The sequence below is a fragment of the Streptomyces sp. NPDC091972 genome (genome assembly GCF_044756385.1).
Lineage (GTDB): Bacteria > Actinomycetota > Actinomycetes > Streptomycetales > Streptomycetaceae > Streptomyces.
In genome coordinates this window covers 269,443-289,632 of record NZ_JBIVSV010000002.1, presented here as the reverse complement: position 1 = coordinate 289,632, position 20,190 = coordinate 269,443, and the positions used below count along the sequence as shown (strand labels likewise).

The window sequence follows — 20,190 nt, the reverse complement described above, 5'->3', positions numbered from 1 at the left end:
GGAGCTTTGAGGACATGAGCGAGACGAACCCCGCTGCCCCCGCCGAGGTGGCCGCGCCGCACCGCTACACGGCCGCCGTCGCGGCCGAGATCGAGGCACGCTGGCAGGACTTCTGGGACGCCGACGGCACCTACGCCGCGCCGAACCCCAAGGGCGACCTGGCGGGCGACCCGGAGGTCGTCGCCCGGCCCAAGAAGTTCATCATGGACATGTTCCCGTATCCCTCGGGTGCGGGCCTGCACGTCGGCCACCCGCTGGGCTACATCGCCACCGACGTCTTCGCGCGCTTCCAGCGGATGACGGGGCACAACGTCCTGCACACCCTGGGCTTCGACGCCTTCGGCCTGCCCGCCGAGCAGCACGCCGTGCAGACCGGCGAGCACCCGCGGATCACCACCGAGGCCGCGATCAACAACATGAAGTCCCAGCTGCGCCGGCTGGGCCTGGGCCACGACAAGCGCCGGTCGTTCGCCACGATCGACCCGGACTACTACAAGTGGACCCAGTGGATCTTCCTGCAGATCTTCAACTCCTGGTACGACGACGAGGCGAAGAAGGCCCGCCCGATCGCCGAGCTGGTCGCCGCGTTCGAGTCCGGTGAGCGCGCGGTCCCCGGCGGCCGCTCCTGGTCCGCCCTGACCGCCGCCGAGCGCGCCGACGTCCTGAGCGAGTACCGCCTGGCCTACGCCTCCGACGCGCCCGTCAACTGGTGCCCCGGCCTGGGCACCGTGCTGGCCAACGAGGAGGTCACCGCCGACGGCCGCTCCGAGCGCGGCAACTTCCCGGTCTTCAAGGCCAAGCTGCGCCAGTGGAACATGCGGATCACCGCGTACGCCGACCGCCTGCTGGACGACCTGAACGAGCTGGACTGGCCCGAGGCCATCAAGCTCCAGCAGCGCAACTGGATCGGCCGCTCCGAGGGCGCCCGTGTCGACTTCCCGATCGACGGCGAGCGCATCACCGTCTTCACCACCCGCCCCGACACCCTGTTCGGCGCGACCTACATGGTGCTGGCGCCCGAGCACCCGCTGGTCGAGAAGTTCACGCCGCAGGAGTGGCCCGAGGGCACGCACGACGTGTGGACCGGCGGCCACGCCACGCCCGCCGAGGCCGTCGCCGCCTACCGCGCGCAGGCCGCCTCCAAGTCCGACGTGGAGCGGCAGGCCGAGGCCAAGGACAAGACCGGCGTCTTCATCGGCGCGTACGCCACCAACCCGGTCAACGGCGAGCGGATCCCCGTCTTCATCGCCGACTACGTCCTGATGGGCTACGGCACCGGCGCGATCATGGCCGTCCCGGCGGGCGACCAGCGCGACTTCGAGTTCGCGCGCGCCTTCGAGCTGCCGATCCACTGCATCGTCGAGCCGACCGACGGCCGCGGCACCGACACCTCGACGTGGGAGGACGCCTTCTCGTCCTACGACGCGAAGATCATCAACTCCACCGGCCGGGGCGTCTCCCTGGACGGCCTGGGGGTCGCCGAGGCAAAGGCGCGCATCACCGAGTGGCTGGAGCGCGAGGGCATCGGCGAGGGCACCGTCAACTTCCGGCTGCGCGACTGGCTGTTCAGCCGCCAGCGCTACTGGGGCGAGCCCTTCCCGATCGTCTACGACGAGGACGGCATCGCCCACCCGCTGCCCGAGTCGATGCTGCCGCTGGAGCTGCCCGAGGTCGAGGACTACTCGCCGCGCACCTTCGACCCGGACGACGCGGACACCTCCCCGGAGACCCCGCTGTCCCGCAACGAGGACTGGGTCAACGTCACCCTGGACCTGGGCGACGGCCCCAGGAAGTACCGGCGTGAGACCAACACCATGCCCAACTGGGCCGGATCCTGCTGGTACGAACTGCGCTACCTGGACCCGCACAACGACTCCGCCCTGGTCGACCCCGAGATCGAGCAGTACTGGATGGGCCCCCGCGCGGGCCAGCCGCACGGCGGTGTCGACCTGTACGTCGGCGGCGCCGAGCACGCCGTGCTGCACCTGCTGTACGCGCGCTTCTGGTCCAAGGTCCTGTACGACCTGGGTCACGTCTCCTCGGCCGAGCCGTTCCACAAGCTGTTCAACCAGGGCATGATCCAGGCCTTCGTGTACCGGGACAGCCGGGGCTTCCCGGTGCCGGCCGCCGAGGTCGAGGAGCGCGACGGGCAGTTCTTCTACGCGGGCGAGCCCGTCAGGCGCGAGCTGGGCAAGATGGGCAAGTCCCTGAAGAACGCCGTCACCCCCGAGGCGATCTGCGAGGAGTACGGCGCCGACACCCTGCGCCTGTACGAGATGGCGATGGGCCCGCTGGACGTCTCACGGCCGTGGGACACGCGCGCGGTGGTCGGCCAGTACCGCCTGCTCCAGCGGCTGTGGCGCAACGTCGTCGACGAGGCCACCGGAGAGGTGACCGTCGTCGACGCCGAGCCCGACGAGGCCACGCTGCGCGCCCTGCACAAGGCGATCGACGGGGTCCGCCAGGACCTGGAGGGCCTGCGCTTCAACACGGCCATCGCCAAGGTCACCGAGCTGAACAACCACCTGACCAAGACGGGCGGCCCGGTCGCGCGTCCGGTCGCCGAGGCGCTGGTGCTGCTGATCACGCCGCTGGCCCCGCACATCGCCGAGGAGCTGTGGCACAAGCTGGGCCACGGCGACTCGGTCGTCCACCAGGACTTCCCGGTCGCCGACCCGCGGTACGTCGTGGACGAGACCGTGACCTGCGTGGTCCAGGTGAAGGGCAAGGTCAAGGCCCGCCTGGAGGTCTCGCCGTCCATCTCCGACGACGAGCTGGAGAAGGTCGCGCTGGCCGACGAGAAGGTCGTGGCGGCGCTGGACGGGGCGGGCATCCGCAAGGTGATCGTGCGGGCGCCGAAGCTGGTGAACATCGTTCCGGCGTGACGCCTGTGCGGGTTCCGGCGTGACGCCCGTCCGGCGTCACGCGCCGGATGCGCCCCGCCCCCTAAGGGTCTCGTGCGGGCAGGTTCGGGGTTCCTCCGGAACTCCGGGCCTGCCCGTCGCGTTTACCTTGGAGGAACGGCAGGCAACGGCCGGCCGGGTGGAGGAGGAGTTTCGTGGAAGCAGTGATCGCGATCGTGGCCCTGCTTTTCGTGCTCTTCGTGGCGCTCGGCGCCTACGCGACGGTGAAGGTGGTCGGCGCCGCCAAGCGCGGGGTGGACCGCACCATCACCCAGGCCCGGCGCACGGTCGAGGACCACACCCTGCGCGCCAAGTCCTTCGCCCAGCTCGGCCCGGCGGGCGAACTGGCCCAGCTGCGGCTGAAGCTGCGCACCTCGATGCGGGCCACCCAGGACGCGCTGCACGCGGGCGCCGCCGAGGACGAATCGCTGAAGGAGTCCCTCGGCCTCTTCCAGCGACTCAGCGCGCACGGCCACGAACTGGACGGCGAACTCAAGCGCCTGGAGTCCGAGCCCGACCGGGCAACGCTCGCCGAGCGCCTGCCCGGCCTGCGGGAGCGCACCGAGCGCATCACACAGTCGGCTGACGCCCTGCGCTGGGCGGCCCGTGACCGTGCCCGCCGCTTCGCCGACGACGACCTGGACACCCTGAGCGCGCAGATCGACGTCGAGTCGGGAGCCCTGCGGCACTGGACGAAGACCGAGCCCGCCGCGACTCCGCCCCCGTGGCCCGAGGCGCCCGCCGCCGACGCCAGTCCCGAGCAGCAGACCTGGCCCGAGACGCCCCGCTCCCGCACCGCCGAGGAGCCGACGCGGCCCGCGATCACCCCGCCGGGCCCTCGCCCCGCCTATCCCTGGCAGAAGAAACCCCGTCCCGAGAGCACCACTTGATCCGCACACGGCAGCCCCGGGCGACAGGGGCCGGGCTGCCACCCGGACGCTACGGCAGGTAACCTCCAGCTCATGTCCCGCCATGTCGCGATCGTCACGGATTCAACGGCCTACCTGCCGCAGGGGACGATGGAGCGGCACGGCATCACAGCGGTACCCCTGACCGTGGTCCTCGGCGACCGCGCGCTGGAGGAGGGCACCGAGATCACGGCCCGCTCGCTGGCCCAGGCGCTCCAGAAGCGACGCCCCGTCACCACCTCGCGCCCCAGCCCCCAGGCCTTCGCGGAGCACTACCGCAAGGTCGCCGAGTCCGGCGCGACCGGCATCGTGTCGCTGCACCTGTCCGCCGAGCTCTCCGGCACCTACGACGCGGCCGTCCTGGCGGCGCGGGAGTCGCCGGTGCCGGTACGGGTGGTCGACACCGGCATGATCGCCATGGCTCTCGGGTTCTGCGCACTGGCCGCAGCCGAGGCCGCGGAGACCGGCGGCACCGTGGACGAGGCGGTCACGGCGGCGGAGAAGCGGGCCGCGGGCACCTCCGCCTACTTCTACGTCGACACCCTCGACTATCTGCGCCGCGGCGGCCGCATCGGAGCCGCGCAGGCCCTCCTCGGCTCCGCGCTCGCCGTCAAGCCGCTGCTGAAGCTCGCCGGCGGGCGGATCGAGCCGCTGGAGAAGGTGCGGACGGCGTCCAAGGCCATCGCCCGCCTGGAGGAGATCGCGGCCGACCGGGCCGGCAGCGCGCCGGTCGACATCGCGGTCCATCATCTGTCCGCCCCCGACCGGGCGTCAGCCCTCGCGGACCGGCTGCGGGCGCGGGTGACGGGACTCGCCGATCTGCATGTGAGCGAGGTCGGGGCGGTGATCGGGGCGCACACGGGGCCCGGGTTGTTGGGGGTCGTGGTCTCGCCTCGGTGATCCGGGGGAACGAACTCGTGGGCGGGGCCGGGCCGGGGTCGAGGTTGGGTTCGGGCTCGGGACGGAGAGGTGGGTCTGTCGCGTCCGTCACTCGTCCGGGTGGCGGGGTTTTCCACAACCGGTGGGTAGTCCCCGGGAATTGACCAAGATCATCGCGACTGTGCGGACCTGTCCCATCCTCGGCGCATGGCACTTCGATCAGGCACACGTACAGCGACGACGACCAGCGGGCCGGGCCGCGGCCCCCGATCCGACGGCCGCTCACGACACCGCCGGCCATCTGTCACCCGGGGGCGGGGCCAGAGCCGAGGTCACGGCCAAGGTCAGAGCCAGGGCCGGGTCCGGCATCGGCATGCCGCCTCGGCGGACGAACTCCGGCGACGGGCGGAGGTGCTGTTCGCCGAACGGGCGGGGGAGCGGAGGGACTCGGGGAAGGGGCCACCGGGCGGCGAGGAGGCGGGGGTCGCGGAGGAGATTCCGCCGGGGGAGCAGGTGGCGGGGGCTGCAGAGGAGCTTCTGCCAGAGGAGCTTCTGCCGGACGGCGTTCCTCACAGCCTTCCTCGCAGCCTTCTTCAAGATGTTTCTCACGGCGTTGCTCACGACCTTCGTCACGGCGTCTCCCATGACGTTCCGCTGGGCGGGAGTTGGGGAGAGGCTGCCGACAGGCCCGGCGTCTGGCGGGAGCGGGCCGGGGCGGCTCTGCGGGAGCGGATGCCGGTCTGGTTGCAGGCGCGGTGCGGTCTGGAGCGGCGGAACGTGGTCGCGCTCTCCGTCCTGCTCGTCGTGGCCGCCGTATTCGCCCTGCAGCACTTCTGGACGGGCCGGACACAGTCCGTCCAGGCGCCCCAAGTGGTGCGCGCGGCAGCTCCGTTCGGGGACAGCGGCGCGGACAGCGGGCGGACCGGCGCCGACGGACGGCAGGAGGCGGCCGGGGCGGCCGTCCCGGGCGGGAGCTCCGGCACGACGGGGTCGCCAGGGGCCGAGATCGTGGTGGACGTCAGTGGCAAGGTCCGTGAGCCGGGGATCCAGCGGCTGCCGGCCGGATCACGGGTCGCCGACGCGTTGAAGGCGGCCGGTGGCGTGCGGCCGGGCACGAACACCGACACGCTCAACCGGGCGCGGTTCCTCGTGGACGGCGAGCAGGTGGTCGTCGGCGGCCCGGCCGCACCGGCACCGGCCCCCGTGCCCGGCGTGGGCGGCTCCGTCGCGGGAGGTCCGGCCGGTACGGCGACCGCCCCCGTCTCCTTGAACACGGCCACCGTGGACCAGCTCGACACCCTGCCCGGCGTCGGCCCCGTGCTGGCCCAGCACATCGTCGACTACCGCACCCGGCACGGCGGCTTCCGCTCGGTGAACGAACTGCGCGAGGTCAACGGCATCGGCGACCGCCGCTTCGCCGATCTGCGGAATCTCGTACAGCCATGAGGCGCGGTTCACGGGTGCCGCGACGGCACGAGGACGAGGCGCGGGCACGGGCACGGGCACGAGCCACTGTGCACGCCGCTTCGGGGACGCGGCTCGGGAATGCCCACCCGCGGCAGGAAGGGCCCGTGGATCTGCGGCTGGTACCGGCAGCGCTCGCCGCCTGGGGCACGGCCGCGGTGACTCTGGACGTGTCCTCGGAGTGGGTCACGGGACTGGTGGCCGGCTGTGTGGTGCTCGCCGGCGTGCTGCTGTCCGGACGGTGGCGGGGGACGCGAGGCACCGGTGAGGGGGGCCGGGTGCCGGCCGCCGCCGTGCTGCTCTGTGTCGCGGCGGCCGCCGTGTCGGCCGGACTGCACGGCGCCGATCTGCGGCGCGGGCCGGTGCCCGCGCTGGCCCGGCAGTACGCCACCGTGACCGCCGAGGTCCAGGTGACCGCCGATCCCCGGCTGACCCGCCCCCGGATCACGGGGGACCACGTGGCCCCGACCGCCGTCGTCGTCGAGGCCGATGTCCGGCGGGTGGAGACGGAGGACGGGGCAGTGGTGGCGACACGGGCGCCGGTGCTGTTGATCGTCGACGCGCGTGCTGGGGCGGGTTCGCGAGCGGAGCCGGCGGCCACCGGCCGTTCGGGGAACGGCGGGGCCACGCCCGCCGCCGAAGGTCCCGCTCGGTCGCCCTGGCTCGGGTTGTTGCCGTCCACGCGCGTGCGGGTCACCGCGCGTGCCGCGCCGGCGTTGGTCGGGGGCGACCGGGTCGCGGCCGTCCTGCGGGTGCGGGACCGGGGAGGCCCCGAGGTCGTCGGGGAGGCGTCCGGGACGCAGAGGTTCGCGGGGCGGTTGCGGGCGGGGCTGCGGGCGGCCACCGACGGGTTGCCGGCGGACGCGCGGGCCCTGTTGCCGGGGCTGGTCGTCGGGGACACCGCGCGGATCACGCCCGAGTTGGACGAGGCGTTCAAGGAGACCGACCTCGCGCACACGCTCGCCGTCTCGGGCAGCAACCTCACGATCCTGCTCGCCCTGCTCATCGGGCCGCCCGGACTCGCCCAACTCGTCGAACGACGAGGCCTGGCGCCCCGCCTCGGGGTGTCCCTGCGGGCGACCGCGCTGCTCGGCGGCGGGCTCACCCTGGGGTTCGTCGTGGTGTGCCGACCGGACCCGAGCGTGCTGCGGGCCGCTGCCTGCGGAGCCGTCGCCCTGCTCGCCCTCGCGACCGGACGCCGTAGATCCCTGATCCCGGCGCTGGCGACGGCCGTCCTGCTGCTGGTGCTGTACGACCCGTGGCTGGCCCGCAGCTATGGTTTCCTGCTCTCCGTGCTGGCCACCGGGGCCCTGCTCACGCTCGCGCCGCGCTGGAGCCTGGCGTTGCGCAGACGCCGGGTGCCGCCGCGACTCGCGGAGGCGTTGGCCGCCGCCGCTGCCGCGCAGGCCCTGTGCGCGCCGGTGGTCGCCGTGCTGTCGGCGCGGGTGAGCCTGGTGGCGGTGCCGTGCAACCTGCTCGTGGAGTTCGCGGTCGCCCCGGCCACGGTGCTGGGCTTCGCGGCGCTGGCGACGGCACCCGTGGCGATGCCGGTGGCCGAGGGGCTGGCCTGGTGCGCGAGCTGGCCCGCCGGATGGATCGCGGACGTCGCCCGGACAGGGGCGTCGCTGCCCGGCGGCGGAGTGGACTGGCCGGGCAGTTGGGCGGGGGCGGGGCTGCTCGCGCTCGTCACCGGGTTGCTGCTGCTCGTCGGGCGGAGGTTGCTGAGACATCCCTGGTGGTGTGCCGTCTGCGCGCTGGTGTTCGTGCTCGCGGTCGTGCAGCCGCCGCCGCTGACCCGGGTGATCACCGGGTGGCCGCCGCCGGACTGGCGGTTGGCGATGTGCGACGTGGGCCAGGGGGACGCGATGGTGCTGGCGGCCGGTGAGGGGGCGGGTGTGGTCGTGGACGCCGGACCCGATCCGGGACTCGTCGACGGCTGTCTGCGCACACTCGGCATCACCAGGGTGCCTCTCGTGGTGCTGACCCACTTCCACGCCGACCATGTGGCGGGCCTGGCCGGGGTGTTGCGGGGGCGGTCGGTGGGGGCGATCGAGACGACGGGGCTGGAGGAGCCGGCCGACCAGGCCGAGTCGGTACGGCGGGAGGCGGCCGCCCGGGGCGTTCCGGTGACGCGTGCCGCGGCCGGGGAGGAACGGCGTACGGGACCCCTGGCCTGGGAGGTGCTGTGGCCGCCCGCGGATGCGGCGGCGGTCACGGCGGACGGGCCCAACGACGCCAGCGTCACGATGCTCGTACGGTCCGCCGGGCTGCGCTTCCTCCTGCTCGGGGACCTCGAACCCCCCGCACAGCAGGAGCTGTTGAGATCGCCGGCGGGTGCGCGGCTGGCCGGGGTGGACGTCCTCAAGGTCGCTCACCACGGTTCGGCGTACCAGGACCCGGAGCTGATACGCCGGGCCGCCCCGCGGCTCGCGCTCATCTCCGTCGGCGCCGGCAACACGTACGGCCACCCGGCTCCGGCCACGGTCGCCGCGCTGCGGGCCGGGGGTGCGGTCGTGATGCGGACGGACCGGGACGGGGCGCTGGCGGTCGCGGGGACGGCCGGCGAAGACGGAGACGGAAGGGGCGGGGGAGCGGACCGTGGGGGTCTGTGGGTGGCGCGAGACTGGAGGCATGAAGCCCACACAGGTTGACGCGTATCTCCGCCGTCTGGGAGTCCAGCACCCGGCGTGGCCCACCGTGGAGGTCCTGCGGGAGCTGCATCTGCGCCATCTGCAGACCGTGCCCTTCGAGAACCTGTCGGTCCACCTCGGCGAGGAGATCGTGCTGGAGGAGGAGCGGCTGGTGCAGAAGGTGGTGGGAGCCCGGAGGGGAGGGTTCTGCTACGAACTGAACGGGGCGTTCGGGGCCTTGCTGGCCGCGCTCGGCTTCGACGTCACGCTGCTCGCGGGCCGGGTGTACGGGGAGGAGGGGCGGCTCGGGATCCCGTACGACCATCTCGCGCTGCGGGTGCGTTCGGTGGACGGGGGCGAGTGGCTGGCCGACGTCGGGTTCGGGGCGCACAGCCACTATCCGCTGGCGTTCGGGGCGCGGGGCGAGCAGGAGGATCCCGGGGGCACCTTCCGGATCGTGGAGGCGGGGCCCGACGCGGCCGGGGTGCGGGGCGGGGACGGTTCGGTGACGAAGGGAGGGGGTGACGCCGCGGACCTGGATGTCGTCGTGGGCGGCAGGAGCCAGTACCGGCTGGAGGTGCGGCCCCGGGTGCTCGGTGACTTCGTGGCCGGGGCCTGGTGGCACAGCACCTCGCCGGCCTCGCACTTCACCCAGTCCCTGGTGTGTTCGAGGGTGACGGAGGACGGCGGGCGGATCACGCTCAGCGGGCGGGTCCTCAAGACGACGACCGCCGACGGGGCGAGGGAGGAACGGGAGTTGGGGACGGACGAGGAGGTGCTGGGGGTGTACCGGGAGAAGTTCGGCGTCGAGCTCGACCGGGTGCCGACGGTGCGGGACGGCGGCCGTCGCGGCTGAGCGGGTCCGGGATCGCGGCTGTCGCGGCCGAGCCGGTCCGGGCTCCCCCGGGGCCGGGAGGGGCCACCGGGCGCGGTACGGAGTGCCCGGCCTGGAAAATGGTGCCGTGAGCGATGTGAGACACGTACTGGTGCTGCCTGATCGGGATGCCGCGGAGGAGGTCGTCGAGGCGCTCTCGGAGCGGTTCGGGGTGGATGAGGAGCCGCAGGTCGTGCGGGACGCGTTGGCGGGGGAGGACGACGCGGAGGACGCGCAGTGGCTGGTGGTGCTGCGGGACGAGGCGGGGCGGCTGGACGCGGCGGAGCTGGAGGAGTTCGTGGGGGAGTGGGACGGGTGGCGGGAGGAGCCGTGATGCTCCTCGCGGACGACCACCGAGGGCTGAGTGCCGCTGGCTGAGGGCCGAGTGCCTGAGTGCTGAGTGCCGGGGGAAGGGTGGCGCGGCCGCGTCGGCGCCCGCGGCCACGACGCTGTCAGTGCCCCGTGCCATGCTGTAGGCGATGGCCAAGAAGACTGCTCAAGACGACCTCCTCGCCTCCGTGACCCTTGCCGTGGGGCAGGAGGAACTCCTGCTCGACCGGGCCGTGCAGGAGGTGGTCGCCGCCGCTCGGGCCGCTGACGCGGACACCGACGTGCGGGACCTGACTCCGGACCAGTTGCAGCCGGGGACGCTCGCGGAGCTGACCAGCCCGTCGTTGTTCGCGGAGCGCAAGGTCGTGGTCGTGCGCAACGCGCAGGACCTGTCCGCCGACACCGTCAAGGACGTGAAGGCGTATCTCGGGGCGCCCGCCGAGGAGATCACCCTGGTGCTGCTGCACGCGGGGGGAGCGAAGGGCAAGGCGCTGCTCGACGCCGCCCGTAAGGCGGGGGCGCGAGAGGTCGCCTGCCCGAAGATGACCAAGCCGGCGGACCGGCTGGCGTTCGTGCGGCAGGAGTTCCGGGCGACCGGGCGGTCCGCCACACCCGAGGCGTGCCAGGCGCTGGTCGACGCGATCGGGAGCGATCTGCGGGAGCTGGCGTCGGCCGTGTCCCAGCTGGTCGCCGACGTCGAGGGGACGATCGACGAGGCCGTCGTGGGGCGGTACTACACCGGGCGGGCCGAGGCCTCCAGCTTCACCGTCGCCGACCGGGCCGTGGAGGGGCGGGCCGCGGAGGCGCTGGAGGCGCTGCGGTGGTCGCTTGCGACGGGGGTCGCGCCGGTCATGATCACCAGTGCGCTGGCCCAGGGCGTGCGGGCGATCGGGAAGCTGTCGTCGGCCCGGGGCGGACGCCCCGCCGATCTGGCCCGTGAGCTCGGCATGCCGCCGTGGAAGATCGATCGGGTGCGGCAGCAGATGCGGGGGTGGACGCCCGACGGGGTCGCCTTCGCGTTGCGGGCGGTGGCCGAGGCGGACGCCGGGGTGAAGGGCGGTGGGGACGATCCCGAGTACGCCCTGGAGAAGGCCGTGGTGGCGATCGCCCGGGCGGCTCGGTCCCGGGGGCGGGGCTAGGGAGTCCCGCTCACCCTCACCGCCGAACAACCTCGCCCCGCCCCCGGACCGCGCAGTCTGGACCCGGTCGCGGACCCCGAGGAGAATCGGACACGTCAGCCGAACATCGCCGGAACACGGAAAGGTGGCGGTCGTCATGGCTGAGCATCCGCATGCAGTGCTTGTTCGTAAGGGGTTCGAGGCGTTCAGCCGCGGGGATCTCGACACGCTGCGGGAGTTGATCGCGAAGGATGCCACGCATCACGTGCCCGGCAGTCACCCGCTCTCCGGGGACTTCAAGGGGCAGGACGCGATCATCGACATGTATCAGCGGCTCGGTCAGGAGACCCAGGGGTCGATGCGGCTCGAGATGCTCGGGATCGCCGTCGACGGACGGGGACACGCCGTCGGGATGTGCCGGGTCACCGCCGAGCGCAAGGGCCGACGCCTGGACGACACCGGATGCATCGTCTTCCGGATCGTAGGGGACAAGGTCACCGATCTCGACGAGTGCGTCGCGGACATCGACAAGAACGACGAGTTCTGGTCGGACTGACGCCCACCGGCACCGACACGCACATGCCGAAGGCCCCGGTCGCCCCACCCTGGGGAAGGGTGCGGCACCGGGGCCTTCGGTCCAAGCTTTCGGAGACCACGCCCGCGTGGCGAACGCAGGCCGCGCGTGGCTCCTGGGATGCCGGTCGGGAGCGGATGAGAGAGGGCCCGCTCTGGGTCCTTCCGGCGGCTCGGCCCCGTGGACGGGACCGGTCAGATCAGAGAAAGACAGGCTTAGAGGCCCGCGACCTTCGAAGCAAGCGCCGACTTCTTGTTGGCGGCCTGGTTCTTGTGGATGACGCCCTTGGAGACGGCCTTGTCGAGCGCACGCGCAGCAGCGCGCTGGTACTCGGTGGCCTTCTCGACGTCACCCGCGGCAGCGGCCTCGCGGGCCTTGCGGATCGCGGTCTTCAGGGAGGACTTGACGGCCTTGTTGCGCAGCCGGGCCTTCTCGTTGGTCTTGATCCGCTTGATCTGGGACTTGATGTTCGCCACGAATGAGCCTCTACAGGTTCAGGCACGGGGCCAGGGGGATTCCGGACAGGAGGTCCCCGGCTTTCCGTACCGGGTGATTTCTTGAAGGTGTGCCTCGCGCTGAGAGGGCATGAGACACAGCCACCCAGGCTACCAGTGGCTCCGCGAGTGGCCCAAACCGGTCGCCGGTCCCCGCCCGTGGGACCATGGAGGCTACGTATCGATCCGACCCGAGACCGCAGACACTGCGGACGCCTCAAGAATCAGGACCCTGCGTGCCCGCGATCCCCAGCCACGTGCCCGAGCCGAGCCGTACCGACCCGGCTCTGATCCGCAACTTCTGCATCATCGCGCACATCGACCACGGCAAGTCCACGCTCGCCGACCGGATGCTCCAGCTCACCGGTGTGGTCGAGCAGCGCCAGATGCGTGCTCAGTACCTCGACCGCATGGACATCGAGCGTGAGCGCGGAATCACGATCAAGTCGCAGGCGGTGCGTCTGCCGTGGGCCCCCACCGGCGACAAGAGCACCACGCACATCCTCAACATGATCGACACCCCGGGGCACGTCGACTTCACCTACGAGGTCTCGCGGTCGCTCGCCGCGTGCGAGGGCACCGTCCTCCTCGTGGACGCCGCCCAGGGGATCGAGGCCCAGACTCTCGCCAACCTGTACCTGGCGATGGAGAACGACCTCACGATCATCCCGGTGCTCAACAAGATCGACCTGCCGGCCGCACAGCCCGAGAAGTTCGCCGAGGAGCTCGCGAACCTCGTCGGCTGCGACCCCGACGACGTCCTCAAGGTCTCCGCGAAGACGGGACTGGGCGTCGACGCGCTCCTCGACCGGGTCGTCAAGGACGTCCCGGCCCCGGTCGGTGTCGCCGACGCCCCCGCCCGCGCGATGATCTTCGACTCGGTCTACGACTCCTACCGCGGTGTCGTGACGTACGTCCGTGTCATCGACGGCCAGCTCAACAAGCGCGAGCGCATCAAGATGATGTCGACCGGCGCCACCCACGAGCTGCTGGAGATCGGGACGAACTCGCCCGAGATGCTGGGCGCCGACGGCCTGGGCGTCGGTGAGGTGGGTTACCTCATCACCGGCGTGAAGGACGTGCGCCAGTCCAAGGTCGGTGACACCGTCACCAGCCAGCAGAAGGGCGCCACGGAAGCCCTGGGCGGGTACAAGGACCCCAAGCCCATGGTCTTCTCCGGCCTGTATCCGCTGGACGGCTCCGACTACCCCGAGCTGCGCGAGGCCCTCGACAAGCTCCAGCTCAACGACGCCGCGCTCGTCTACGAGCCGGAGACCTCCGCCGCGCTCGGCTTCGGTTTCCGTGTCGGCTTCCTCGGCCTGCTCCACCTCGACGTGATCCGTGAGCGCCTGGAGCGCGAGTTCGGGCTCGACCTGATCGCGACCGCGCCGAACGTGGTCTACCGGGTCGTGATGGAGGACGGCACCGAGCACACCGTCACCAACCCGAGCGAGTTCCCCGAGGGCAAGATCAACGAGGTGTACGAGCCCGTCGTACGCGCCACGATCCTCGCCCCGACCGAGTTCATCGGCTCGATCATGGAGCTGTGCCAGACCCGGCGCGGCACCCTGCTCGGCATGGACTACCTCTCCGAGGACCGGGTCGAGATCCGCTACACGCTGCCGCTCGCGGAGATCGTCTTCGACTTCTTCGACCAGCTGAAGTCGAAGACGCGCGGGTACGCCTCGCTGGACTACGAGCCCACCGGCGAGCAGACGTCCTCCCTGGTCAAGGTGGACATCCTGCTGCACGGCGACAAGGTGGACGCCTTCTCCGCGATCACCCACAAGGACGCGGCCTACGCCTACGGTGTGCGGCTGGTCGCCAAGCTGCGCGAGCTCATCCCGCGGCAGGCCTTCGAGGTGCCCATCCAGGCCGCCATCGGCTCCCGGGTCATCGCCCGCGAGACCATCCGCGCCATCCGCAAGGACGTCCTCGCCAAGTGCTACGGCGGTGACATCTCCCGGAAGCGGAAGCTGCTCGAGAAGCAGAAGGAAGGCAAGAAGCGGATGAAGATGGTGGGTTCCGTGGAGGTTCCGCAGGAGGCCTTCATCGCGGTGCTCTCCAGCGATGACAGCGCGGGATCGGGCAAGGGCAAGAAGTAACCGCGGGTTACAGCCGGTTGCCGGCTGAATCGGACGGAAAGGGGGCCCGTCGTGCGAAAGTGCGACGGGCCCCTACGCATGCGTAATGTCGCGCTCTGTAGGAAGTGACAGGCCGCCGCCCCTTACCAACGGGTCGGTCGCGCTTTACTCTGATCTCTGCTCGATAGTTACTCGCGAGTTAAACAACAGCCGCAAACCTGAGAGCCAGCCGCACTGTCGCGGGCCCGGAGGATGTCGTGAGCGACACACAGACACTGATCGAGAACCGCCCGCCGAGTGTGGCGACCCTCTTCCTGGAGCGCGTTGCGAGCACACCCGACGCCGAGGCGTACCGCTACCCGGTGCCGGCGGCCTCCGGCCAGGGCCCGGACGAGTGGAAGTCGCTCAGCTGGGCGCAGGCCGCGGAGCGGGTGCACGCCATCGCGGCCGGTCTGATCGAACTGGGAGTGCAGCCCGAGCAGCGGGTCGCCCTCGCCTCCTCCACCCGGATCGACTGGATCCTCGCGGACCTCGGCATCATGTGCGCGGGCGCCGCCACGACCACGATCTACCCGCAGACCAACGCCGACGAGTCGGCGTTCATCCTCTCCGACTCCGAGAGCCGGGTGCTGATCGCGGAGGACGCGGCCCAGCTCGCCAAGGCCGTCGAGAAGCGCGGCGAGCTGCCCGCGCTGACGAACGTCGTGGTGATCGACCCGGCCGGTGTCGAGACCGGTGACTTCGTGCTCACCCTCGCCGAGCTGGAGGCCCGCGGCGCCGCCCGCCTGGAGAAGGACCCCGACCTGATCAAGGAGCGGGTCGGCGCGATCACCAAGGACCAGCTCGCGACGCTGATCTACACCTCCGGCACCACCGGCCGCCCCAAGGGCGTGCGGCTGCCGCACGACAACTGGGCGTACATGGCGAAGGCCATCGCCGCGACCGGGCTGGTCGGCCCGGACGACGTGCAGTACCTGTGGCTGCCGCTGGCGCACGTCTTCGGCAAGGTGCTCACCTCCGGGCAGATCGAGGTCGGCCACGTCACCGCCGTCGACGGCCGCGTCGACAAGATCATCGAGAACCTGCCGGTCGTGCAGCCGACGTACATGGCGGCCGTCCCGCGCATCTTCGAGAAGGTCTACAACGGCGTCGCCGCGAAGGCTCGTGCGGGCGGTGGCGCGAAGTACAAGATCTTCCAGTGGGCCGCCGAGGTGGGCCGCGAGTACGCCAAGGCCACCCAGGACAACTTCCGGCGCACCGGGGTCGCCTCCGCGCCCTTCGGGCTGAGCGCCAAGCACAAGGTGGCCGACACGCTGGTCTTCGCGAAGATCCGGGAGGCGTTCGGCGGGAACCTGCGGGCGTGCGTCTCCGGCTCGGCCGCGCTCGCGCCCGAGATCGGCTACTTCTTCTCCGGCGCCGGCATCCACATCCTGGAGGGCTACGGCCTCACCGAGTCCTCCGCGGCCTCCTTCGTGAACCCGGGCGAGGCGTACCGCACCGGCACGGTCGGCAAGCCGCTGCCCGGCACGGAGGTCCGTATCGCGGACGACGGCGAGATCCTGCTGCGGGGCCCCGGGATCATGGAGGGCTACCACGGGCTGCCCGAGAAGACCGCCGAGGTCCTGGAGGCCGACGGCTGGTTCCACACCGGCGACATCGGTGAGCTCTCGCCCGACGGCTATCTGCGGATCACGGACCGCAAGAAGGACCTCATCAAGACGTCCGGCGGCAAGTACATCGCCCCCGCCGAGGTCGAGGGGCAGTTCAAGGCGGTCTGCCCGTACGTGTCGAACATCCTGGTGCACGGGGCGGACCGCAACTTCTGCACGGCGCTCATCGCGCTGGACGAGGTGTCGATCCTGGAGTGGGCCAAGGAGAACGGGCTCGAAGGGAAGTCGTACGCGGAGGTCGTCGCCGCGCCCGCCACCGTGTCCATGGTGGAGGGGTACGTGAAGCAGCTCAACGAGGGGCTTCAGCGGTGGCAGACGATCAAGAAGTTCCGTCTGCTGCCCCGGGATCTCGACGTGGAGCACGGTGAGATCACGCCGAGCCTGAAGCTGAAGCGGCCTGTCGTGGAGCGGGAGTACAAGCACCTCATCGAGGAGATGTACGCGGGCTCTCGCGAGGCGTAGAGGGTGGCCGGGGGGCGTGCGCGGCTGCCGGTGCGTCGTGGCTGGTCGCGCGGTTCCCCGCGCCCCTGGAAAACCACCTCACCGTTTCCCCAGAAGGTGCCGTAGTTCCTTCACCTGCAAGCGCTGGGATTCCGTCAACTCGTCCTCCAAGGCCGCCAGTCTCCTGTTCACCTCCTCGTAGTCCGCCCGCTGCCGTGCCAGCAACCGCTCCAACTGCTGGTTCTTGCGGTGCAGTTCCAGGAACACGCTCACCTTCGCGCGCAGCACCCACGGGTCGAACGGCTTGGTCAGGTAGTCGGCGGCCCCGGTGGCGTAACCCCGGAACGCGAACCCGGAGTCGTCGTCCGTGCCCGTGAGGAAGATGATCGGGACGTCCTTCGTCTGGTCCAGGCGTTTGATGTTGGCCGCCGTCTCGAAGCCGTCCATGCCCGGCATGCGGACGTCCAGGAGCACCAGCGCGAACCGGCGGCGGAGCAGGGCCTTCATCGCCTCCTCGCCGGAACGGGCGCGGACGAGCGGTTCGTTGAGGGACCCCAGGACCGCCTCCAGCGCGATCAGGTTGTCCTCCATGTCGTCGACCAGGAGGATGCCGGCACTGTCGTCGGTCCTCGCCTCAGCGTTCATGTGACTGCCTCATTCAGTCGTCGGTGGGCGGTACCACCGCCTCCTCGGCGCCGGCCCCCTCCCGCGTCGGAGCGCCCTCGGGGTCCAGGAGCGCGCACACGACGGTCAGGAGCTGGTCGACGTCCACCGGCTTGGGTACGTAGTCGTTGGCGCCGCGCGCGATCGACTTCTCCCGGTCCCCCGGCATCGCCTTCGCGGTGAGCGCGACGATGGGCAGACCGGTCCAGCGCGGGGTGCGGCGGATGGCGGCGATGGTCTCGTAGCCGTCCATCTCCGGCATCATGATGTCCATCAGGACGAGTTCGACGTCCGGGTTGCGCTCCAGGGTCTCGATGCCCTCGCGGCCGTTCTCCGCGTACAGGACCGGCATGCCGACGCGGCCCAGCACATGGGTGAGGGCGAAGACGTTGCGGATGTCGTCGTCGACGATCAGCACCCGCCTGCCGGACAGCACCTGGCCCGCCCGGCCCGACTTCCACGCCTCCAGCCTGGTGGGCGCCGGCCACGAGTCCTCGGCGTCGTGGGCGGTCGGATAGGGCTCGGTGGACAGGTCCGCCGGGGCCGGCCGGGGGTGGTCCTCGGTGGTCGGGCCGGTCGCGGCATGGCCGGGGCTGACGACCGGGACGTAGAGCGTGAAGGTGGAGCCCTTGCCGGGTTCGCTCTCGGCGACGATCCGGCCGCCCAGCAGGCCGGCGATCTCCCGGCTGATGGACAGGCCGAGTCCCGTGCCGCCGTACTTGCGGTTGGTGGTGCCGTCGGCCTGCTGGAACGCCTCGAAGATCACCGGGAGTTTCTCCCGCGCGATGCCGATGCCGGTGTCGGAGACGGCGAAGGCGACCACGTCCTCGGTGTCGCGGACTCCGCCGCCCTCGCCCTCGCTCGCGTGGGAGGACCCCCATCGGTGCTCGGGGTCCTTGACGCGGGTCACGCGCAGTTCGACCCGGCCGCTGGCGGTGAACTTGATCGCGTTGGAGAGCAGGTTGCGCAGGATCTGCTGGAGGCGCTGCTCGTCCGAGTACATCTCACGCGGCACGTCCTCGCCGACCGCCACCTCGAAGGCGAGCCCGCGGTCCAGGGTGAGCGGGCGGAAGGTGGCGTGGACGTAGTCGAGCAGCTTGATGAGCGGCAGCTTCTTCGGGCGTACGTCCATCCGGCCGGCCTCGATCTTCGACAGGTCCAGGATGTCGTTGATCAGTTGCAGGAGGTCGGAGCCCGAGCGGTGGATCGTCGTCGCGAACTGCACCTCCTGGTCGGAGAGATGGCCGTCCGGGTTGTCGGAGAGCAGCCTCGCCAGGATCAGCAGGGAGTTCAGCGGGGTGCGCAGCTCGTGGGACATGTTCGCCAGGAACTCCGACTTGTACTGGGAGGAGGTGGCCAGCAGGGCCGCCTTCTCCTCCAGTTCGGCGTTGGAGCGCTGCAACTCCGCCTGCTGCATCTGGAGTTCGTCCGAACGCTCCTGGAGCTGCCTCGCCAGGCGCTGCGACTCGCCGAGCAGGGACTCCGTGCGGGAGTTGGCGATGATGGTGTTGATGGCGACGCCGATGGTGTTCACGAACTGGTCGAAGAACGCCAGGTGCACGTCGGAGAAGCGGGAGAAGGAGGCGAGCTCGATGACGCCGAGGAGCTTGTCCTCGAAGAGGATCGGGATGATGACGACGCTCGCCGGAGCCGCCTCGCCCAGACCACTGTTGATCTTGATGTAGTCCGGCGGGGCCTCCTCCACCAGGATCCGCTTCTTCTCGCGGGCCGCCTGCCGGACCAGACCGTGCACCGGCATGCCGCCGGTGTCGACGGTCGCGCCCTGCGCCGAGCCGTAGCCGGCGATGAACGCCAGGCCCTTTGCCGGCACGGTCGTGTGGAGAGCGGCGCCGTCCTCGTCCGGGTCGGCCAGGAAGAACGCCCCGTACTGGGCGTTCACCAGCGGGGTCAGCTCACGCAGGATCAGGTCGGCGACCTCCATCAGGTCCCGGTGGCCCTGCATCAGGGCGGCCAGGCGGGCCAGGTTGGACTCCAGCCAGTCCTTGGCCCGGGTCGTCTCGCGGAGGTTGGCCACCATCAGGTTGATGTTGTCCTTGAGTTCGGCGACCTCTCCCTGCGTCTCCACGGTGATCGAGCGGGACATGTCGCCCTGGGCCACCGCGGAGGCCACCTCGGCGATCGCGCGGACCTGGGTGGTCAGGTTCGACGCCAGTTCGTTCACGTTGGTCGTCAGCCGCTTCCAGGTGCCGTACACACCCTCCACCCGGGCCTGGCCGCCGAGTTGGCCCTCGCTGCCCACCTCGCGGGCCACGCGGGTGACCTCGGAGGAGAACGAGGAGAGCGTGTCGACCATGGTGTTGATGGCGGTCTTCAGCTCCAGGATCTCGCCGCGCGCGTCGACGTCGATCTTCTTGGAGAGGTCGCCGTTGGCGACGGCCGTGGTCACCTGGGCGATGTTGCGGACCTGCGAGGTGAGGTTGTCGGCCATGTAGTTGACGTTGTCGGTCAGGTCCCGCCAGACCCCGGAGACCCCCAGCACCTGGGCCCGCCCGCCGAGCCGGCCGTCGGTGCCGACCTCGCGGGCCACGCGCGTCACCTCGTCGGCGAAGGCGCGCAGCTGCTCCACCATCGTGTTGACGGTGTCCTTCAGTTCGAGGATCTCGCCGCGGGCGTCGACCGTGATCTTCTTCGACAGGTCGCCGTTGGCGACGGCGGTCGTCACCTGCGCGATGTTGCGGACCTGTGAGGTCAGGTTCAGGGCCATGAAGTTGACGTTGTCGGTGAGGTCCTTCCAGACGCCCGACACCCCGCGCACCTGCGCCTGCCCGCCGAGGTTGCCCTCGGTGCCGACCTCGCGGGCCACGCGGGTGACCTCGTCGGCGAAGGCGGAGAGCTGGTCGACCATGGTGTTGATGGTGGACTTCAGCTCCAGGATCTCGCCCTTCGCCTCCACCGTGATCTTCTTGCCGAGATCGCCCTGGGCCACGGCCGTCGACACCAGGGCGATGTTGCGGACCTGAGAGGTCAGGTTGTCGGCCATGAAGTTGACGTTGTCGGTGAGGTCCTTCCAGACGCCCGACACCCCGCGCACCTGGGCCCGCCCGCCGAGGTTGCCCTCGGTGCCGACCTCGCGGGCCACGCGGGTGACCTCGTCGGCGAAGGCGGAGAGCTGGTCGACCATGGTGTTGATGGTGGAC

General features: G+C 71.0%; 14 protein-coding genes. 11 read left to right on the top strand and 3 right to left on the bottom strand.

Features of this window, described 5'->3' with window-relative positions; translation table 11 throughout:
* Positions 1–14: 14 nt before the first annotated feature.
* The 9 genes from leuS (at position 15) to ACIQJT_RS06550 (ending at position 11,662) form a co-directional block, all read left to right on the top strand.
* Positions 15–2,885: a leucine--tRNA ligase gene (gene leuS / locus ACIQJT_RS06590; protein ID WP_365450402.1), complete on the top strand. Its 2,871-nt coding sequence runs from the start codon at positions 15–17 to the stop codon at positions 2,883–2,885.
* Between the two features lie 173 nt (positions 2,886–3,058).
* Positions 3,059–3,793 carry a hypothetical protein gene (locus tag ACIQJT_RS06585; protein WP_402640445.1) on the top strand — a complete coding sequence of 245 codons (735 nt, stop codon included), beginning with the start codon at positions 3,059–3,061 and terminating at the stop codon, positions 3,791–3,793.
* Positions 3,794–3,865: 72 nt separating this feature from the next.
* Positions 3,866–4,711, top strand: a complete 846-nt coding sequence (locus ACIQJT_RS06580; RefSeq protein ID WP_037716968.1) for a DegV family protein — start codon at positions 3,866–3,868, stop codon at positions 4,709–4,711.
* Positions 4,712–4,897: 186 nt separating this feature from the next.
* Positions 4,898–6,136, top strand: coding sequence for a helix-hairpin-helix domain-containing protein (locus ACIQJT_RS06575; protein WP_402640442.1), 1,239 nt, complete (start codon positions 4,898–4,900; stop codon positions 6,134–6,136).
* Positions 6,137–6,204: 68 nt separating this feature from the next.
* On the top strand, positions 6,205–8,805 hold the full coding sequence (locus ACIQJT_RS06570) for a ComEC/Rec2 family competence protein (protein WP_402640439.1): 2,601 nt from the start codon (positions 6,205–6,207) through the stop codon (positions 8,803–8,805).
* A complete protein-coding gene (locus ACIQJT_RS06565) occupies positions 8,786–9,640 on the top strand; it encodes an arylamine N-acetyltransferase (RefSeq protein WP_402640437.1) in 855 nt (284 codons plus the stop codon). Before ACIQJT_RS06570 ends, ACIQJT_RS06565 begins: the two co-directional genes overlap by 20 nt.
* Positions 9,641–9,746: 106 nt before the next feature.
* On the top strand, positions 9,747–9,992 hold the full coding sequence (locus ACIQJT_RS06560) for a hypothetical protein (RefSeq protein ID WP_402640435.1): 246 nt from the start codon (positions 9,747–9,749) through the stop codon (positions 9,990–9,992).
* A gap of 145 nt (positions 9,993–10,137) precedes the next feature.
* A complete protein-coding gene (gene holA / locus ACIQJT_RS06555) occupies positions 10,138–11,127 on the top strand; it encodes a DNA polymerase III subunit delta (protein ID WP_402640433.1) in 990 nt (329 codons plus the stop codon).
* Positions 11,128–11,263: 136 nt separating this feature from the next.
* The gene (locus ACIQJT_RS06550) at positions 11,264–11,662 is read left to right on the top strand and encodes a nuclear transport factor 2 family protein (protein ID WP_365450416.1); all 399 of its coding nucleotides are present in this window, start codon (positions 11,264–11,266) and stop codon (positions 11,660–11,662) included.
* Between the two features lie 233 nt (positions 11,663–11,895).
* On the opposite strand, the gene rpsT is transcribed toward ACIQJT_RS06550, so the two are convergent.
* A complete protein-coding gene (gene rpsT / locus ACIQJT_RS06545) occupies positions 11,896–12,156 on the bottom strand; it encodes a 30S ribosomal protein S20 (protein ID WP_007381959.1) in 261 nt (86 codons plus the stop codon).
* A gap of 254 nt (positions 12,157–12,410) precedes the next feature.
* On the opposite strand from rpsT, the gene lepA reads away from it, so the two are divergent.
* Positions 12,411–14,279: a translation elongation factor 4 gene (gene lepA, locus ACIQJT_RS06540; RefSeq protein WP_280851560.1), complete on the top strand. Its 1,869-nt coding sequence runs from the start codon at positions 12,411–12,413 to the stop codon at positions 14,277–14,279.
* A gap of 236 nt (positions 14,280–14,515) precedes the next feature.
* Complete coding sequence (locus ACIQJT_RS06535; RefSeq protein WP_402640429.1) at positions 14,516–16,390, top strand: AMP-dependent synthetase/ligase; 1,875 nt, start codon at positions 14,516–14,518, stop codon at positions 16,388–16,390.
* Between the two features lie 78 nt (positions 16,391–16,468).
* Here the strand turns inward: ACIQJT_RS06535 and ACIQJT_RS06530 are convergent, their stop codons facing one another.
* Both ACIQJT_RS06530 and ACIQJT_RS06525 read right to left on the bottom strand, forming a co-directional pair.
* Positions 16,469–17,014, bottom strand: coding sequence for a response regulator (locus tag ACIQJT_RS06530; RefSeq protein WP_365450423.1), 546 nt, complete (start codon positions 17,012–17,014; stop codon positions 16,469–16,471).
* Between the two features lie 13 nt (positions 17,015–17,027).
* On the bottom strand, positions 17,028–20,190 hold a 3,163-nt coding region (locus ACIQJT_RS06525; protein ID WP_402640426.1), incomplete at its 5' end, for a HAMP domain-containing protein.